Origin of the sequence: Clostridium cochlearium (genome assembly GCF_900187165.1) — a bacterium.
GTDB lineage: Bacteria > Bacillota > Clostridia > Clostridiales > Clostridiaceae > Clostridium_G > Clostridium_G cochlearium.
The window spans coordinates 2,033,990-2,049,106 of record NZ_LT906477.1; the positions used below are offsets into that span (position 1 = coordinate 2,033,990).

At 30.6% G+C, this 15,117-nt stretch carries 12 protein-coding genes and 22 tRNA genes; 2 read left to right on the forward strand and 32 right to left on the reverse strand.

Translation table 11 applies throughout. The features are described 5' to 3' along the window. The 26 genes from pyrB to rdgB all read right to left on the reverse strand — a co-directional run bounded on the left by pyrB (window position 1) and on the right by rdgB (window position 4,987). Window positions 1-924 carry an aspartate carbamoyltransferase gene (gene pyrB, locus CKV72_RS09930; RefSeq protein ID WP_095178170.1) on the reverse strand — a complete coding sequence of 308 codons (924 nt, stop codon included), beginning with the start codon at window positions 922-924 and terminating at the stop codon, window positions 1-3. 206 nt (window positions 925-1,130) lie between these two features. After that, window positions 1,131-1,703 carry a xanthine phosphoribosyltransferase gene (locus tag CKV72_RS09935; protein ID WP_095178171.1) on the reverse strand — a complete coding sequence of 191 codons (573 nt, stop codon included), beginning with the start codon at window positions 1,701-1,703 and terminating at the stop codon, window positions 1,131-1,133. 124 nt (window positions 1,704-1,827) lie between these two features. Continuing rightward, window positions 1,828-1,904 (reverse strand) — tRNA-Arg (locus CKV72_RS09940). A gap of 21 nt (window positions 1,905-1,925) precedes the next feature. Beyond that, window positions 1,926-1,999 (reverse strand) — tRNA-Gly (locus CKV72_RS09945). Window positions 2,000-2,008: 9 nt separating this feature from the next. After that, window positions 2,009-2,083: transfer RNA gene (locus CKV72_RS09950), tRNA-Gly, on the reverse strand. 15 nt (window positions 2,084-2,098) lie between these two features. After that, window positions 2,099-2,182, reverse strand: a tRNA-Leu gene (locus CKV72_RS09955). 21 nt (window positions 2,183-2,203) lie between these two features. Then, window positions 2,204-2,279: transfer RNA gene (locus CKV72_RS09960), tRNA-Lys, on the reverse strand. Between the two features lie 3 nt (window positions 2,280-2,282). After that, window positions 2,283-2,357 (reverse strand) — tRNA-Gln (locus CKV72_RS09965). A gap of 5 nt (window positions 2,358-2,362) precedes the next feature. After that, window positions 2,363-2,438, reverse strand: a tRNA-His gene (locus CKV72_RS09970). Between the two features lie 11 nt (window positions 2,439-2,449). Beyond that, window positions 2,450-2,525 (reverse strand) — tRNA-Lys (locus CKV72_RS09975). An 8-nt stretch (window positions 2,526-2,533) separates the two neighbouring features. Then, window positions 2,534-2,610: transfer RNA gene (locus tag CKV72_RS09980), tRNA-Arg, on the reverse strand. Window positions 2,611-2,615: 5 nt separating this feature from the next. Then, a tRNA-Gly gene (locus CKV72_RS09985) sits at window positions 2,616-2,689 on the reverse strand. 13 nt (window positions 2,690-2,702) lie between these two features. Then, window positions 2,703-2,778: transfer RNA gene (locus tag CKV72_RS09990), tRNA-Pro, on the reverse strand. Window positions 2,779-2,842: 64 nt separating this feature from the next. Then, window positions 2,843-2,918 (reverse strand) — tRNA-Lys (locus CKV72_RS09995). Between the two features lie 7 nt (window positions 2,919-2,925). After that, window positions 2,926-3,002 (reverse strand) — tRNA-Arg (locus CKV72_RS10000). A gap of 4 nt (window positions 3,003-3,006) precedes the next feature. Further along, window positions 3,007-3,080 (reverse strand) — tRNA-Gly (locus CKV72_RS10005). Window positions 3,081-3,089: 9 nt separating this feature from the next. Then, a tRNA-Gly gene (locus CKV72_RS10010) sits at window positions 3,090-3,164 on the reverse strand. Between the two features lie 15 nt (window positions 3,165-3,179). Continuing rightward, window positions 3,180-3,263 (reverse strand) — tRNA-Leu (locus tag CKV72_RS10015). 21 nt (window positions 3,264-3,284) lie between these two features. Beyond that, window positions 3,285-3,360 (reverse strand) — tRNA-Lys (locus CKV72_RS10020). 3 nt (window positions 3,361-3,363) lie between these two features. Further along, window positions 3,364-3,438 (reverse strand) — tRNA-Gln (locus tag CKV72_RS10025). 5 nt (window positions 3,439-3,443) lie between these two features. Then, window positions 3,444-3,519: transfer RNA gene (locus CKV72_RS10030), tRNA-His, on the reverse strand. 4 nt (window positions 3,520-3,523) lie between these two features. Further along, a tRNA-Arg gene (locus tag CKV72_RS10035) sits at window positions 3,524-3,600 on the reverse strand. A 3-nt stretch (window positions 3,601-3,603) separates the two neighbouring features. Next, window positions 3,604-3,677: transfer RNA gene (locus CKV72_RS10040), tRNA-Gly, on the reverse strand. Between the two features lie 13 nt (window positions 3,678-3,690). After that, window positions 3,691-3,766: transfer RNA gene (locus CKV72_RS10045), tRNA-Pro, on the reverse strand. Between the two features lie 98 nt (window positions 3,767-3,864). Further along, a complete protein-coding gene (locus CKV72_RS10050) occupies window positions 3,865-4,338 on the reverse strand; it encodes a metallophosphoesterase family protein (protein ID WP_089863517.1) in 474 nt (157 codons plus the stop codon). A 40-nt stretch (window positions 4,339-4,378) separates the two neighbouring features. Next, complete coding sequence (gene rdgB, locus CKV72_RS10055; RefSeq protein WP_095178172.1) at window positions 4,379-4,987, reverse strand: RdgB/HAM1 family non-canonical purine NTP pyrophosphatase; 609 nt, start codon at window positions 4,985-4,987, stop codon at window positions 4,379-4,381. A 180-nt stretch (window positions 4,988-5,167) separates the two neighbouring features. Here rdgB and CKV72_RS10060 point away from each other — a divergent pair, with 180 nt between their 5' ends. Together CKV72_RS10060 and CKV72_RS10070 are read left to right on the forward strand one after the other, a co-directional pair. Then, window positions 5,168-6,550: a hypothetical protein gene (locus CKV72_RS10060; RefSeq protein ID WP_089863513.1), complete on the forward strand. Its 1,383-nt coding sequence runs from the start codon at window positions 5,168-5,170 to the stop codon at window positions 6,548-6,550. A 342-nt stretch (window positions 6,551-6,892) separates the two neighbouring features. Next, a complete protein-coding gene (locus tag CKV72_RS10070) occupies window positions 6,893-7,090 on the forward strand; it encodes a hypothetical protein (protein WP_089863512.1) in 198 nt (65 codons plus the stop codon). Between the two features lie 28 nt (window positions 7,091-7,118). Here CKV72_RS10070 and gatB read toward each other — a convergent pair whose 3' ends face one another. From gatB to pcrA, 6 genes are all read right to left on the reverse strand, one after another. After that, window positions 7,119-8,552 (reverse strand): Asp-tRNA(Asn)/Glu-tRNA(Gln) amidotransferase subunit GatB, encoded by a 1,434-nt coding sequence (gatB, locus tag CKV72_RS10075; RefSeq protein ID WP_089863510.1) that lies wholly within the window; start codon window positions 8,550-8,552, stop codon window positions 7,119-7,121. Between the two features lie 30 nt (window positions 8,553-8,582). After that, complete coding sequence (gene gatA, locus CKV72_RS10080) at window positions 8,583-10,040, reverse strand: Asp-tRNA(Asn)/Glu-tRNA(Gln) amidotransferase subunit GatA (RefSeq protein WP_095178174.1); 1,458 nt, start codon at window positions 10,038-10,040, stop codon at window positions 8,583-8,585. 22 nt (window positions 10,041-10,062) lie between these two features. Beyond that, the gene (gene gatC / locus CKV72_RS10085; RefSeq protein WP_089863507.1) at window positions 10,063-10,353 is read right to left on the reverse strand and encodes an Asp-tRNA(Asn)/Glu-tRNA(Gln) amidotransferase subunit GatC; all 291 of its coding nucleotides are present in this window, start codon (window positions 10,351-10,353) and stop codon (window positions 10,063-10,065) included. Window positions 10,354-10,502: 149 nt separating this feature from the next. Next, complete coding sequence (locus CKV72_RS10090) at window positions 10,503-10,772, reverse strand: hypothetical protein (RefSeq protein WP_089863505.1); 270 nt, start codon at window positions 10,770-10,772, stop codon at window positions 10,503-10,505. A gap of 25 nt (window positions 10,773-10,797) precedes the next feature. Then, window positions 10,798-12,804, reverse strand: a complete 2,007-nt coding sequence (gene ligA / locus CKV72_RS10095) for an NAD-dependent DNA ligase LigA (protein ID WP_089863503.1) — start codon at window positions 12,802-12,804, stop codon at window positions 10,798-10,800. An 18-nt stretch (window positions 12,805-12,822) separates the two neighbouring features. Continuing rightward, window positions 12,823-15,048, reverse strand: coding sequence for a DNA helicase PcrA (gene pcrA, locus CKV72_RS10100; RefSeq protein ID WP_089863501.1), 2,226 nt, complete (start codon window positions 15,046-15,048; stop codon window positions 12,823-12,825). Window positions 15,049-15,117: the final 69 nt, after the last annotated feature.

Here is a 15,117-nt window from a genome sequence, read left to right on the forward strand (position 1 = left end):
CTATTTCACCCCCAAAAGTTTTGATATTAAAGCCATTCTTACATACATTCCATATTTAGCCTGTTGAAAATAACAAGCTCTTGGATCTTCATCAACCTCATAGGCTATTTCATTAACTCTTGGAAGTGGATGTAAAATTATCATATCTTCCAATGCATTTTCAAGCTTATCTTTTGTCAATATATAACTATCCTTTAATCTAATATAGTCTTCTTCATTAAAAAATCTTTCTCTTTGAACCCTCGTCATGTATAAGATGTCCAATTCTTCAATTGCTTCTTCTATATTTTCTACTTCCCTAAATTCTATATTATTTTTTTCTAATATTTCTCTTTTTATATATTGTGGAATTTTTAATTCTGTAGGTGAGATTAATATAAATTTATTATTCTCATATCTTGATAAAGCTTTGATAAGAGAATGTACAGTTCTTCCAAATTTTAAATCACCACAAAAACCAACGGTTAATCCAGATAAGGTTCCTTTTTTAGCTCTTATAGTCATTAAATCTGTAAGTGTTTGAGTAGGGTGTTGATGTCCACCATCTCCTGCATTTACAACGGGTATGTTTGAATAAATTGAAGCAACTTTTGGTGCTCCTTCTTTTGGATGTCTCATAACTGCTATATCTGCATAGCATCCAACTGTTCGAATTGTATCAGCAATGCTTTCTCCTTTGGCAACAGAACTTGAGTTAGGCTCTGAAAAACCTATTACTTCGCCACCTAATCTAAGCATAGCTGCTTCAAAACTAAATCTAGTTCTTGTACTTGGCTCATAAAACAATGTTGCCAAAATTTTATTATTGCATAGATTTGAATATTTTATAGGATCTTTTGAAATGCTTTCTCCTAAATCTAGAATTTCACTTATTTCCTCCTTAGTGAAATCCATTGGATCAATTAAACTTCTTCCTTTTAACATACTTATTATTCCTCCTTTTTAGTATCTCTGTACTAATTTTAAAGGTATTAAAAAATGCCTTCCTAAAGGAAGGCATAGATATCCTAAAATATAGTATTCCTAAATGCTTCCTTCAAAGTCTCTCTGGACTTTTTTAAAGGCTTTATTTTTCTCTTATAAAATACTATCACTATATATATTATAAGTCAATAGCTTTATTATTATATTTATCTAAAAACAACTTTATTATTTTCAAAACCTTTTATAATTGCTAAAGATTCTAAGTGTATGCCCTTGTTTAATATTATTTCTCTCCCCTTTTGAAATTCCTTTTCTATAACTATTCCAATACCTTCTATTGTAGCTCCTGATTTCTCTACTATATTTATAAGTCCTGACATAGCACTTCCACTAGCTAAAAAATCATCTATTATCAATATATTATCTTCACTATTTATGTAATCTTTAGAAACCTTTATGGTATATTCTATATCTTTAGTAAAGGAGTAAACCTTTGATTCATATACATTTTCACCCATATTACTTCCATCATGTTTTTTAGCAAATACAACAGGTACATTATTAAAATATTGAGCAACTATGCAAGCTATTCCTATACCCGAAGTTTCCACAGTTAATATTTTATTTATTTCTTTATTTCTAAATCTATTTTTAAATTCTTTTCCTATTTCATTTAATAGATCTATGTCTAACTGATGATTTAGAAACATATCTACTCTCAATATTCTATTATCAATAACTATACCTTCTCTATTTATTTTATCTTTCAATATATCCATTTTTCCCATCCTTTCTTAAATTGATATAATATATTAAATATAAAAATCAAGGCCTTGTAAGAAACTATTAAGTTCTCACAAAGCCTCGGTATATCAACCCTATGTAATGCTTCAAATTTACTTTTGGTGCGCCCAACAGGAGTCGAACCTGTGACCTCCGGATTCGAAGTCCGTAACTCTATCCAGCTGAGCTATGGGCGCTAAAATGCCCTTAAATTAAAATGGAGCGGGTGAAGAGAATCGAACTCTCACAGCCAGCTTGGAAGGCTGGAACTCTACCATTGAGCTACACCCGCACAATATATTGGAGCGGAAGATGGGATTCGAACCCACGACGTTCACCTTGGCAAGGTGACGCTCTACCACTGAGCCACTCCCGCATATGATTTTATAAATGGTGCAGGTGAAGGGAGTCGAACCCCCATGCCAAAGGCGCTAGATCCTAAGTCTAGTGCGTCTGCCAATTCCGCCACACCTGCATGTTAATTTCTTTTTTAAAATGGTGACCCACCGGGGAATCGAACCCCGGACAACATGATTAAAAGTCATGTGCTCTACCAACTGAGCTAGTGGATCAAATGGCTGGGATGGCAGGATTCGAACCTACGAATGCGGAAGTCAAAGTCCCGTGCCTTACCACTTGGCGACATCCCATCACATGGGGTGGATAAAGGGACTCGAACCCTTGACATCCAGAACCACAATCTGGCGCTCTACCACCTGAGCTATACCCACCAAAATTTTCTTGGTGCGCCATCAGGGAGTCGAACCCTGGACAACCTGATTAAGAGTCAGGTGCTCTACCAACTGAGCTAATGGCACATATTTTATGGCGCGTCTTAAGGGAGTCGAACCCCTGGCACACGGCTTAGAAGGCCGTTGCTCTATCCAGCTGAGCTAAAGACGCAATCTTGGAGCGGGTGAAGGGAATCGAACCCTCACAGCCAGCTTGGAAGGCTGGAACTCTACCATTGAGCTACACCCGCATAATAATTTATGTGGTCGGGGTGACAGGGCTTGAACCTGCGACCTCATGGTCCCAAACCACGCGCGCTCCCATCTGCGCCACACCCCGATATTAACTATTTTTAAACATATAAACTATAACACCTTGTCTATTCATATATAAAATATATGCGTGGTGCGCCATCAGGGAGTCGAACCCTGGGCAACCTGATTAAGAGTCAGGTGCTCTACCAACTGAGCTAATGGCACATATTCTTGGCGCGTCTTAAGGGAGTCGAACCCCTGGCACACGGCTTAGAAGGCCGTTGCTCTATCCAGCTGAGCTAAAGACGCAATCTGGAGCGGGTGAAGGGAATCGAACCCTCACAGCCAGCTTGGAAGGCTGGAACTCTACCATTGAGCTACACCCGCACAATATATTGGAGCGGAAGATGGGATTCGAACCCACGACGTTCACCTTGGCAAGGTGACGCTCTACCACTGAGCCACTCCCGCATATGATTTTATAAATGGTGCAGGTGAAGGGAGTCGAACCCCCATGCCAAAGGCGCTAGATCCTAAGTCTAGTGCGTCTGCCAATTCCGCCACACCTGCATGTTAATTTCTTTTTTAAAATGGTGACCCACCGGGGAATCGAACCCCGGACAACATGATTAAAAGTCATGTGCTCTACCAACTGAGCTAGTGGATCAAATGGCTGGGATGGCAGGATTCGAACCTACGAATGCGGAAGTCAAAGTCCCGTGCCTTACCACTTGGCGACATCCCATCACATGGGGTGGATAAAGGGACTCGAACCCTTGACATCCAGAACCACAATCTGGCGCTCTACCACCTGAGCTATACCCACCATATGGTGCGTCTTAAGGGAGTCGAACCCCTGGCACACGGCTTAGAAGGCCGTTGCTCTATCCAGCTGAGCTAAAGACGCATTTGGAGCGGGTGAAGAGAATCGAACTCTCACAGCCAGCTTGGAAGGCTGGAACTCTACCATTGAGCTACACCCGCATAATAATTTATGTGGTCGGGGTGACAGGGCTTGAACCTGCGACCTCATGGTCCCAAACCACGCGCGCTCCCATCTGCGCCACACCCCGATGTCTTCGGATTTGTCTTGCAACTCCCAACGACATTAACTATTCTACACGATATATTTAATTTCGTCAATAGTATTTTTAAAGTTTTTTATATTTTTTTATCTAATGGACTTTATACTAGGATTTATACTATCATTTTTTATTTCTATTAAAGCTACACTATTTTTACCATCCCTTGCTAATACAGGGCTTCCTGGATTTATAAACCATATACCTTCCTCGTATATTATTTTTGATATATGTGTATGTCCATATAATACAATATCAGCTTTTTCTTTAAGAGCTTTTTCTTTTAATCTAGTCAAACTATATTTTACATCATAATTGTGTCCATGTGTTATTAGAAATCTATGCCCATCTATGCCCTCTATTATATCCGATGGAATTGAATTAGAATAATCACAATTTCCTTTTACATTTAATATTTTACCTTTAAAAAACTTTTTAATTTCTTTTACATCTTGTATGTTATCCCCCAAATGTATCAAAACATCTATATTTCCCAAAACCTCCATTACTCTTTCCACTATCCATGTTTGTCTATGGATATCGCTAACAACTCCAATTAACACTATTAATTATTCACCTACCTCCCATAGTAAATAATTATAATTACTCACTATATATCGTATAATCTTTTAATTTTTCTTTTAATTTATTTAATGCATCTCTTCTATGACTTATGGAATTTTTAAGTTCCTTATCCATTTCTGCAAAAGTCATATTGTATTTAGGTATAAAAAATAATGGATCATATCCAAAGCCATTGTTGCCCTTTTCTTGGTAACCAATACTGCCTTCAATTTCTCCTTGAACTTTTATAATATTATCCTTATCCACAACTAAAGCCATAGCACATATAAATTTAGCTCTTCTATTTTTTAAACCTTCCATCTCTTTTAACAGCTTTTCATTATTTGCTTTAGAATTCCCATGTTCCCCTGCATATCTAGCAGAAAAAACCCCTGGAGCTCCTCCTAAAACATCTACACTTAAACCTGAATCATCTGCTAATACCATGTATTCTTTATTTTTTAATACATTATGTATTGTTAATGCTTTCTTTAATGCATTTCCCATAAAGGTAAGTTCATCTTCTTCTACTTCAATATTAATTCCTGCTTCCTTTAATGATATAACTTTTAAATTCAATTCACAAAGTATATCTTTAATTTCATTTACCTTATTTTCATTATTCGTTGCTAATAGAACTGTTTTCATTCAAATACACCATCCTTGAAAATTTTCGATTAATAAGTTAGCTCCCTTATAAATATTATTATATAACAAAACTACATACATTTTATATTGTTTTTACTATTTAATTAAGTGAGTTTTGTATTATTTAGAGTTTATCAAACATATAATGAACAAGAAATAATTTTAAGTAGGTGTATAGTATTGAAATATATAGGTCCATTTTTAAGATTAAATAACTTGGATAAAACAAATATAAAAAATCAATTATTTCATCTAGCTAAAGAATCCATAAAACATGTATGTTTTTATTCTAAATGCGGAATTCTTCTAACCCCTCAAGAGTTAAAAGTTAAAGATTATGGAGTAAACTCACTAAAACATCCTTACCCAATATTATCAATATATAGAAAAGCATCTCCTAAGCTTAAGAATATTAATAATAACTATTATTGGTGTGGAGAAAAACTTAAAAAAGATATTATAATATCTAGTAACGCATTTATGACACTGTCACTATTAGAGTTAAGCGATTATTATTTCAACTTTAAAAATATAGATGAAGAAAAATATAATTTTTCAAATATGTATAGAGCACTAGCAAAAAAACAACTGGAGTTTTATGCTACTTATATGAGAAATGAGGAAGGTGTTTTTGTAGACAAAAAAGATATTTCTGAAACACCATTAAAAGATATAAAGCTTGAAATTAAGAATCCTAACTTTAGTTTCTCTGATCAAGCTTTATTAATGTGTTCTTTTTATAAATATTATTTAAGTGAGCCAAAAGCTGATAATGATGTATTTAAAAACTTTTCATTAGATATATTAAATATGTTAATACAGTTCAAAGATGAATTGTATTCTACCTCCTTAGAAGATTTGGTTAAAACTACATTAGCCTTAAATATATTTTACTCCTATTCTAAAGAAGAACATGCAAAACTACTTTTAATAGATTTATTTGAATTATTATATGAAAAATATTTTAGCCACTTTAATATATCTAGTAACATAAAATTAGAATATCTATGTATTTATTATATAAATTCTTATCTATTATATAAAAATACATTATTCCTAAGATATAAGGATATTCAAGATAAATTATTTATAGAAATTTTAAATTTTTACAATAGTGATTTAGGAATGTTCGTAAAATCTAATGATAAAAAACCTTTTAATTACACTCCCTTGGATATATGTTTATACATTAATTGTCTTTTAATAAACTCTTTTGAAAATAAAAAAGAAGATACTAAAAATATAGCCATGCTAACAAATATATATAAAAATCAACTTATAGAATCTGGAATTATATTGAGCTGGCCTGAAGCACCTAATTTAGATGATAGAGAAAGATATCTTGATTTTTCTTTAAAATCAGAAGATCTTTTAGATGAAAAAAACTTTAAATCATCTTCTATTATTTCACCAGATATTTCTGAATTAGCTCCTGTGTTTATAAGAAGTATTAAATATAAAGAAAAAAAGAAAACTTTTAAACAGGGTAAAGACTCCTTTTATAGTGATAGAAATATGCCTGTATTTTTTATGAATATTTACTTATATAATAATTACCTATAATTGAAATATGTTATAAAATATTTATTATTTTTTTGCATATAATAAACATGATACTTATCATAACCAAAGATTTTGTAGGAGGCAACCTTATGATGTATATAAATTGCTCCGAAAAATGTATTTATAATAATAATGGTATCTGTACTTTAGACAAAATTAGCAATACTTCTTACAATTTAGGAAATGATAGTAATTGTGCTTATTTCACCCCTAAAAAAAACATAAAAAAGACTTCCCATAGCATTTAGCTGGGAAGTCTTTTTATTATACAATAATTAATTTACTTATTTATACATATATTATATACTAAAATTATACTATTAATTTTATGGAGGTTAAAAAATGATACTAACTATAGAAATACTTAGTATAATAACCATGCTGATTTTTGGAATTATTGCTATTTGGGGGTTTATTGTACTTAAGCAAATATCCAATCAGCTAAAATATAAAAATTATTTATTAGAAAAACTTAATTTACATATTTTTAACCTTTCTCAAGCTTTTTCTAAGGATATGCAATCAAAAGAGGATGCCTAAAACTATATATAGGCACCCTCTTTTAATTTTACACTAGTTTATTTACTTCTTCATTTATTAATTTATTTACTATTTTAGGATTTGCTTTTCCTCTAGTTTCTTTCATTACAAGTCCTACTAAAAATCCTAAAACTCTCTTTTTACCATTTCTATAATCTTCAATGCTTTGTGGATTTTCATCTATAATTTTCTTAACAACTTCTAATATTGCGCCCTCGTCATTATTTTGTACAAGTCCCTTTTCTTCAACTATAACCTTAGGACTTTTTCCTGTATTAAACATTTCCTCTATAACTTTTTTTCCTATATTATTTGATATAGTTCCAGAAGAAATTAATTTTATTAATTCAGATAATTGAACTGGAGTAAATTTAAGATCTTCTACTACCATACCTTGTTCATTTAACAATCTAGAGATATCTCCCATAAGCCAATTTGATGCTGCTTTAGCATCTCCACTTAATTTTGCTGTTTCTTCAAAGAAATTAGCCATTTCCATAGTTAAAGTTAAAACTGAAGCATCATATTTAGGGATTTTAAATTCTTCAACAAATCTTTCTGCCTTCTCATGTGGAAGTTCTGGAATTGTTGCTCTTATTTCTTCTATATATTCATCATCTATTTTAATGGCAACAGAATCCCCCTCTGGAAAATATCTATAATCATTTGCCTCTTCCTTACTTCTCATAGCTATAGTTACATTATTTGTTTCATCCCATCTTCTTGTTTCTTGTTGTAATTTTTCACCTTTTTGTATAAGTTCTATATGCCTTTCAATCTCATAAGCTACAGCCTTTTCAAGAGATTTAAAAGAGTTCATATTTTTAATTTCAGTTCTTACTCCTAATTTTTTATCTCCTCTAGGTTTAACGGATACGTTGGCATCACATCTTAATGAGCCCTCTTCCATTTTACAATCTGAAACTCCTATAGAAGATAAAATACTTCTAAGTTTTTGTAAATATTGTGAGGCTTCTTCTGGTGAACTCATGTCAGGATTAGATACTATTTCTATAAGAGGAACACCTGCTCTATTAAAATCCACTAGTGTTCCAGCCTTAGTATGTAGTAATTTCCCCGCATCTTCTTCTATGTGTATTCTTTCAATTCCTACCCTTTTTTTCTCTCCATTTTCAAGTTCTATTTCTATGTATCCATTTTTGCATATAGGTAATTCATCTTGAGTAATTTGATAATTCTTAGGACAATCTGGATAAAAATAATTCTTTCTATCTAATCTACTTGATTTATTTATTTCACAATTTAATGCAAGACCTGCCTTTATAGCATAGTCTACTACTTTTTTATTTAATTGAGGTAAAGAACCTGGTAACCCTAAACATATAGGACATACATGCGTATTAGGTTTTCCACCAAATTCTGTAGTACATCCACAATATATTTTAGTTTTTGTAGAAAGTTCTGCATGAACCTCAAGACCTATAACTGATTCAAAATCCATTTTCATTCAACTCCTTAAACTACTATAATTTTAAAGTTGTGGTTTCATTTTATGCCATTGAGTAGATTGTTCATAACTGTATGCAATATTAAATATATCATCTTCTTTATAGTAGTTACCAATAATTTGTAATCCTATTGGAAGACCATCCACCATTCCACAAGGTATTGACATAGCTGGTAAACCTGCAACACTAACAGGAACTGTATATATATCAATAAGATACATAGCCATAATATCATTAATTTTTTCTCCTATTTTAAATGCTGGTGTAGGAGAAGTTGGTGATATTATTGCATGATACTTTTTAAATACATTTTCATATTCTCTTTTTATTACATTTCTTACTTTTAGCGCCTTTTTATAATATGCATCATAATACCCTTCAGATAATACATAAGTTCCTAACATTATTCTTCTTTTTGCTTCTTTTCCAAATCCTTCATTTCTAGATTTAAAATAAATATCTACAGCATCTGTATAGTCCTTAGTTCTATAACCATATCTTATTCCATCAAACCTTGCTAAGTTTGAAGATGCCTCAGCACTTGATATTATGTAATATGCTGCTAATGCATAATCTAGAGATGGTAGTGAAAACTCTTCTATTTCCGCACCATTTTCTTTTAACACTTGCAACGCTTCTTTAATGGCTTTACGCACATTTTCATCTAAACCTTGGCCAAAACATTCCCTAGGTATTCCTATTTTTTTACCTTTTAAATCTTTATTTAAAAACTGTGTATAGTCTGGTACCTTTATATCTGCAGTAGTGAAATCTTTATGATCTAAACCAGCTATATTTTTTGTTAATAGTGCACAGTCTTCAACATCTTTTGATAATATACCTACTTGGTCTAAAGTAGAACCAAAAGCTATTGCACCATATCTTGAAATTCTTCCATAGGTTGGTTTTAATCCAACTAATCCACAAAATGCAGCTGGTTGTCTTACTGATCCACCTGTATCTGTCCCTAAAGCTAATGGCGTTTCCATAGCTGCTACTGCTGCTGCGGATCCACCTGAAGAACCACCAGGTACTCTTTCTAAATCCCAAGGATTTCTTGTTAATTTATATGCACTATTTTCCGTAGATGAACCCATAGCAAATTCATCCATGTTTACTTTTCCTAATATTATTCCGTCTTCATTTTTAATTTTCTCTATTACATGGGCATCATAAGGAGATTTATATCCTTGTAACATTTTTGATGCACATGTGTTTTGCATATCCTTTACACTTATATTATCTTTTATAGAAACAGGAATTCCTCCTAATGCTTTTAGATTTTCTCCTTTAGCAATTTTTTTATCCAATTCCTTGGCCTTTTTAATAGCTTCTTCCGAACCTGTATACAAAAAAGCTCCTACTTTGGAGTCTACTTCTTCTATTCTATTTAAATAGCTTTCTACAACTTCTTCTACTTTAACTTCTTTTTCATCTATTTTACTCTTTAATTCGTGGGCTGTAAGGTTATATAGCTCCATATTCCTTTTCCTCCTTTTTTAATTAATCTTCTATTATTCTAGGAACAAGTATGTATTCCTCTAATCTTTCAGGAGCATTTACCATAACTTCATCTATGCTCATAGATTCCTCTACTTCATCATTCCTAAATTTGTTTTCAATGTAATAAGGATTAACTATTATATCTTCATTTTCTGTATCTAATTCTTCTAGTTTTTTCATATAATCCAAAACTTTATTTAAATCTTCTATCATATTTTCTTTTTCTGATTCACTTAATTCTATTCTTGCTAATTCCGCTACATGCTCCACATCTTTTTTTGTAACTGACATATTATTCCCTCACTTTCTATGATGTTTTTAATAATTGTTATTATTTCTGTAAAATAACAATTATATTGTATCATATAATTGTTATTTTACATATAAACAAGAATAAAAAATATCAGTATTATCATATGTAATACTGATATTTTATGAATTTAATATACTTTCATAAATATAAAAAACATAGTTCCCACTGCAAAAAATATACACATTATAGGATATATTTTATTAAAGGCTTTGGTTTTAAAGTCTATTAGTTTTATTGCCCAAATAAACATAGTTAAAGATATACACCATTGTAGTGTATAGTAACTATTAAAATATTTAACGTATAAAAATTGATAAGTTGTTAATATAGTTAATATTAAAGCTATTGTTGTTATAAAAACCGAAATCCATCCTAAAAAACCTATAGTTTTTTTCATTGTTTTCTACCTCCAAGAGATTATATTAATTTATCATCTGGTTAAATTCTTTCTCTCCTATTATTTTAATACCTAATTCTATTGCTTTATTATATTTAGAGCCTGCTTTTTCTCCTGCTAAAAGAAAATCAGTTTTTTTACTTACACTACCACTCACTTTAGCACCTAAAGATAGTAACTTTTCTTTTATTTCATTTCTTGTATAACCTTCTAGTGTTCCTGTTACAACTACGGTTTTGCCATTTAATTCATTATTTTCTTTTACTTCTCTAACATCTGATATAGGTTCAACTCCTAATTCTAAAAGTTCCCTTATACTATTATTTATATTTTCCTGTTTAAAAAATTCCACAATACTTTTTGCAACTATTTCTCCTACATCCTTTATAGAAGTTAGCTCTTCAATATTAGCATTTTTTATCTTATCTAAAGTTTTAAAATGTTGTACTAAATCTCTAGCGGTTTTAATTCCTACATTAGGTATTCCTAATGCATATATAAAAGATGACAATTTAGGCTTTTTACTACTCTCAATAGCATTTATTATATTATTAGATTTTTTTTCTTTAAACTTATCTAATTTTAATAGTTCTTCTTTGGTTAATCTATATAAATCTCCTATAGACTTTATATTTAACTCCTCATAAAATTGTTCTGCAGTTTTTTCACTAAATCCTTCTATATTCATAGCTTCCCTACTAGCAAAATGTACTAAGCTTTTTACTAACTGCGGTTTACAAGAAAGTGTATTTTCACAAAATAAATGAACTCCTTCATTTATAAGATCACTTTCACAATAAGGACATTTTAACGGTGCTTTTATTTCCTGGGTTCCTTCTAAAGAACTTTCCACTACTCCCATAATTTCAGGAATCACATCATTAGATCGTCTTACAAAAACCTCTGCACCTAATCTAACTCCTTTTCTAGCTATGTCATCCATATTATTTAAGGTAGCCCTTTTAATGGTAGCTCCTCCTAATTCTACAGGTTCTAAAATAGCTGTAGGAGTTACTCTACCACTTCTACCTACATTCCATTCCACATCTAATAATTTTGTAGTAGCTTCTTCTGCTTCAAATTTATAAGCTATGGCCCATCTCGGAAATTTTACAGTATATCCTAAAACTTCTCTTGTTCTAATATGATTTATTGCTATTACTATTCCATCTATATCATAATTTAATTCATTTCTTATATGTTCAATATATTTAATTTCCTCTTTAATTTCTGCAATGTCTCTACACTCTTTTATGTATGAATCCACTGGAAATCCCATATCAATCAAAAAATTCATCATTTCCATATAAGTTTTAAACCTATAATCTTTACTATATCCAATATCATAGAAAAAAGCTGATAAATTTCTTTTAGCTGTTTCCCTTACGTTTAAATTTCTAAGTGCACCTGCTGCACCATTCCTTAAATTTTTAAGGGGTATAATTGCTTCTTTATTATATTTTTCAAAGGCTTCCTTTGTCATTATAGCTTCTCCACGGATTTCCATAACATTATTACTATCTATTCTTAATGGTATAGATTTTATAGTTTTTACTTGAGATGTTATGTCTTCTCCTATAATACCTGTACCCCTTGTAGCACCTTTTACTAAAATTCCATTTTCGTCATAAGTGCAATTTATAGTTAATCCATCAAATTTTTTAGTTAAGATATATGTGGGCATAGGTAGTTTTTCTTCATTTGAATTATTATATTCCGTTATAATTCTCTTATTTCTATTAATCCACTCTTTTAATTGCTCTATACTTTGAGCTTTATCCAAGCTCCATAATCTGCTTTTATGAGTGTATTTATCAAACTGAGTTAATATAGTATCCCCAACTCTTTGTGTAGGCGAATAGGATAATACAAAACCCGTTTCTTTTTCTAATTTAACTAATTCATCATATATTTTATCATATTCTTTATCTGCAACAGTTGGATTATCTAAAACATAATATTCATAAGCATATTTATTTAATTCTTCAACTAATTCATATATTCTTTTTTTCTTTTCTTCAAGAATGTCCATTTCAATTTAGGCCTCCTTTTATACTGCTTCTAAAGGAGCAACACTTAACATTAATATTTTAACACCCATTTTATCAAAAGCAATGGTTAATTTTACATCATTTGCAACCTTGTTTACGCTAACTATAGTTCCTAAACCAAATTTACTGTGTTTAACTTTTTTCCCTAATTTTATTTCTTCTTCTCTTAATATACTTTTCCCTTCTATTTTGTTTTTTCTTATGCCTGTTAAATTAGTATTATTTTTATTAAAATCATTTAGACTATCATGAAAGTACTTAGACTTGCCAGATATAAAATTATTTTTCATATTAATTTTTTGGTTTAAATCCTCTTTTAGTTCTTTAGATATTTCATCTATAAAATCTGATTGAGAATAAAAAACAGTTCGTCCAAAGACCATCCTTCTCTCCGCTGATGTCATATATAATTTCTCTTTAGCTCTGGTAATTCCAACATAACATAAACGTCTAGACTCTTCCATTTCATCTATATCATCTAAAGATTGCGTACCTGGAAATATTCCATTTTCCATCCCAACCATAAACACTACTGGAAATTCTAAACCTTTTGCACTATGTACTGTCATAAGAACTACTGCATCTGATTGTTCATCGTAATTATCTATATCTGATACAAGAGCTATCTGTTCTAAAAATGCAGATAGTGTCTTATCTTCTGAAGATATCTCAAAATCTACTGCTGCAGACACAAGTTCTTTTAAATTTTCTATTCTGCTTAAATCCTCTATATCTTTAGAATCTTGCAATTCTTTCATATATCCTGTATATTCTATTATTTCCTGAATCAATACAGATACTTTAACTTCATCTTTTTTCCTTATAAAACTATTTATTAAACTCACAAATTTATTTATAGAAGATGTAGCTCTACCCGTTATTCCTATGCTATCTATATCCAGTAAAGTACTGTACATACATTCTTCCATTTCCCTTGAAAAGTTTTCTATTTTTTCTATACTAGTTTTTCCTATTCCACGCTTAGGTACATTAATAATTCTTTTCAAACTAACATCATCTAAAGGATTATTTATAAGTTTTAAATATGCCATTATATCCTTAATTTCTTTTCTGTCATAGAATTTAAGCCCACCAACTATTTTATAAGGTATTTTATTTCTCATAAATACCTCCTCAAAAATACGTGATTGAGCATTAGTTCTATACAATATAGAAAAATCTTTAGGATTTCTGTTTTCTTCTTTAATTAGTTTTTTAATTTCATTTATTACAAATTGAGCTTCTTCTATATCTGAATTGGCTCTATATATTTTTATTTTTTCTCCTTCACTGTTACTAGTTCTTAATTTTTTAGCTTTTCTATTACAGTTATTTTTTATTACATCATTTGCCGCACTTAAAATGTTACTCATAGATCTATAGTTTTCTTCTAATTTTATTGTTTTTGCTTGTGGATAATCTTTTTCAAAGTCTAATATATTCCTTATATCTGCACCTCTCCAAGCATATATACATTGGTCATCATCACCTACAACGCAAATATTTTTATGTTTTTGTGCCAATAATTTTACCAATTCATATTGAGATTTATTAGTATCTTGATATTCATCAACCATTATATATTTGAACTTTTCTTGATAAAATTCTAATACCTCTTGGTTTTTCTTAAACAGTTCTACAGTTTTATATATTAAATCATCGAAATCTAGAGCATTATTATTTTTTAATTTTTTTTGGTACAGTTCATATACATTAGCTATTTTTTTTAATCTATAATTTTCTCCAACTTCCATTCTAAATTTTTCTGGAGATATTAAATTATCCTTTTGCTGTCCTATTTTATTTATTAAACTTCTATCATCAAAATCCTTTGGGTTTAAATTTAATTCTTTTATGCATTCTTTCATTAAAACCTTTTGGTCATAACTATCATATATAGCAAAATTTTTATTATATCCTAATTTATCAATTTCTCTTCTAAGAATTCTTACACACATAGAATGGAATGTAGTTATCCACATACCATCCGCTTCATTTCCTACTATTCCTTTAACTCTTTCTCTCATTTCTTCAGCCGCTTTATTAGTAAAAGTAATAGCTAATATCCTAGATGGATATACATTAAGATTATTAATAAGGTTAGCTATCCTATATGTAAGCACCCTAGTCTTTCCTGACCCTGCACCTGCAAGTATTAATAGTGGTCCCTCTACTGTAGTTGCCGCTTCATACTGCTCTTTATTCAATAAATTTTTTAAATCCAAATTTTTCACTCCTTGTTTTGTAACCTTATCTATTAAATGATCCTATATTATAATATTATATCATTTAAA

Excerpts from the sequence above, each read along its gene's own strand:
- pyrB (WP_095178170.1), bottom strand. The coding sequence starts at position 924 with ATGTTAAAAGGAAGAAGTTTAATTGATCCAATGGATTTCACTAAGGAG.
- CKV72_RS09935 (WP_095178171.1), bottom strand. The coding sequence starts at position 1,703 with ATGGATATATTGAAAGATAAAATAAATAGAGAAGGTATAGTTATTGAT.
- rdgB (WP_095178172.1), bottom strand. The coding sequence starts at position 4,987 with ATGAAAACAGTTCTATTAGCAACGAATAATGAAAATAAGGTAAATGAA.
- CKV72_RS10070 (WP_089863512.1), top strand. The coding sequence starts at position 6,893 with ATGATACTAACTATAGAAATACTTAGTATAATAACCATGCTGATTTTT.
- gatB (WP_089863510.1), bottom strand. The coding sequence starts at position 8,552 with ATGGATTTTGAATCAGTTATAGGTCTTGAGGTTCATGCAGAACTTTCT.
- gatA (WP_095178174.1), bottom strand. The coding sequence starts at position 10,040 with ATGGAGCTATATAACCTTACAGCCCACGAATTAAAGAGTAAAATAGAT.
- gatC (WP_089863507.1), bottom strand. The coding sequence starts at position 10,353 with ATGTCAGTTACAAAAAAAGATGTGGAGCATGTAGCGGAATTAGCAAGA.
- CKV72_RS10090 (WP_089863505.1), bottom strand. The coding sequence starts at position 10,772 with ATGAAAAAAACTATAGGTTTTTTAGGATGGATTTCGGTTTTTATAACA.
- ligA (WP_089863503.1), bottom strand. The coding sequence starts at position 12,804 with ATGGACATTCTTGAAGAAAAGAAAAAAAGAATATATGAATTAGTTGAA.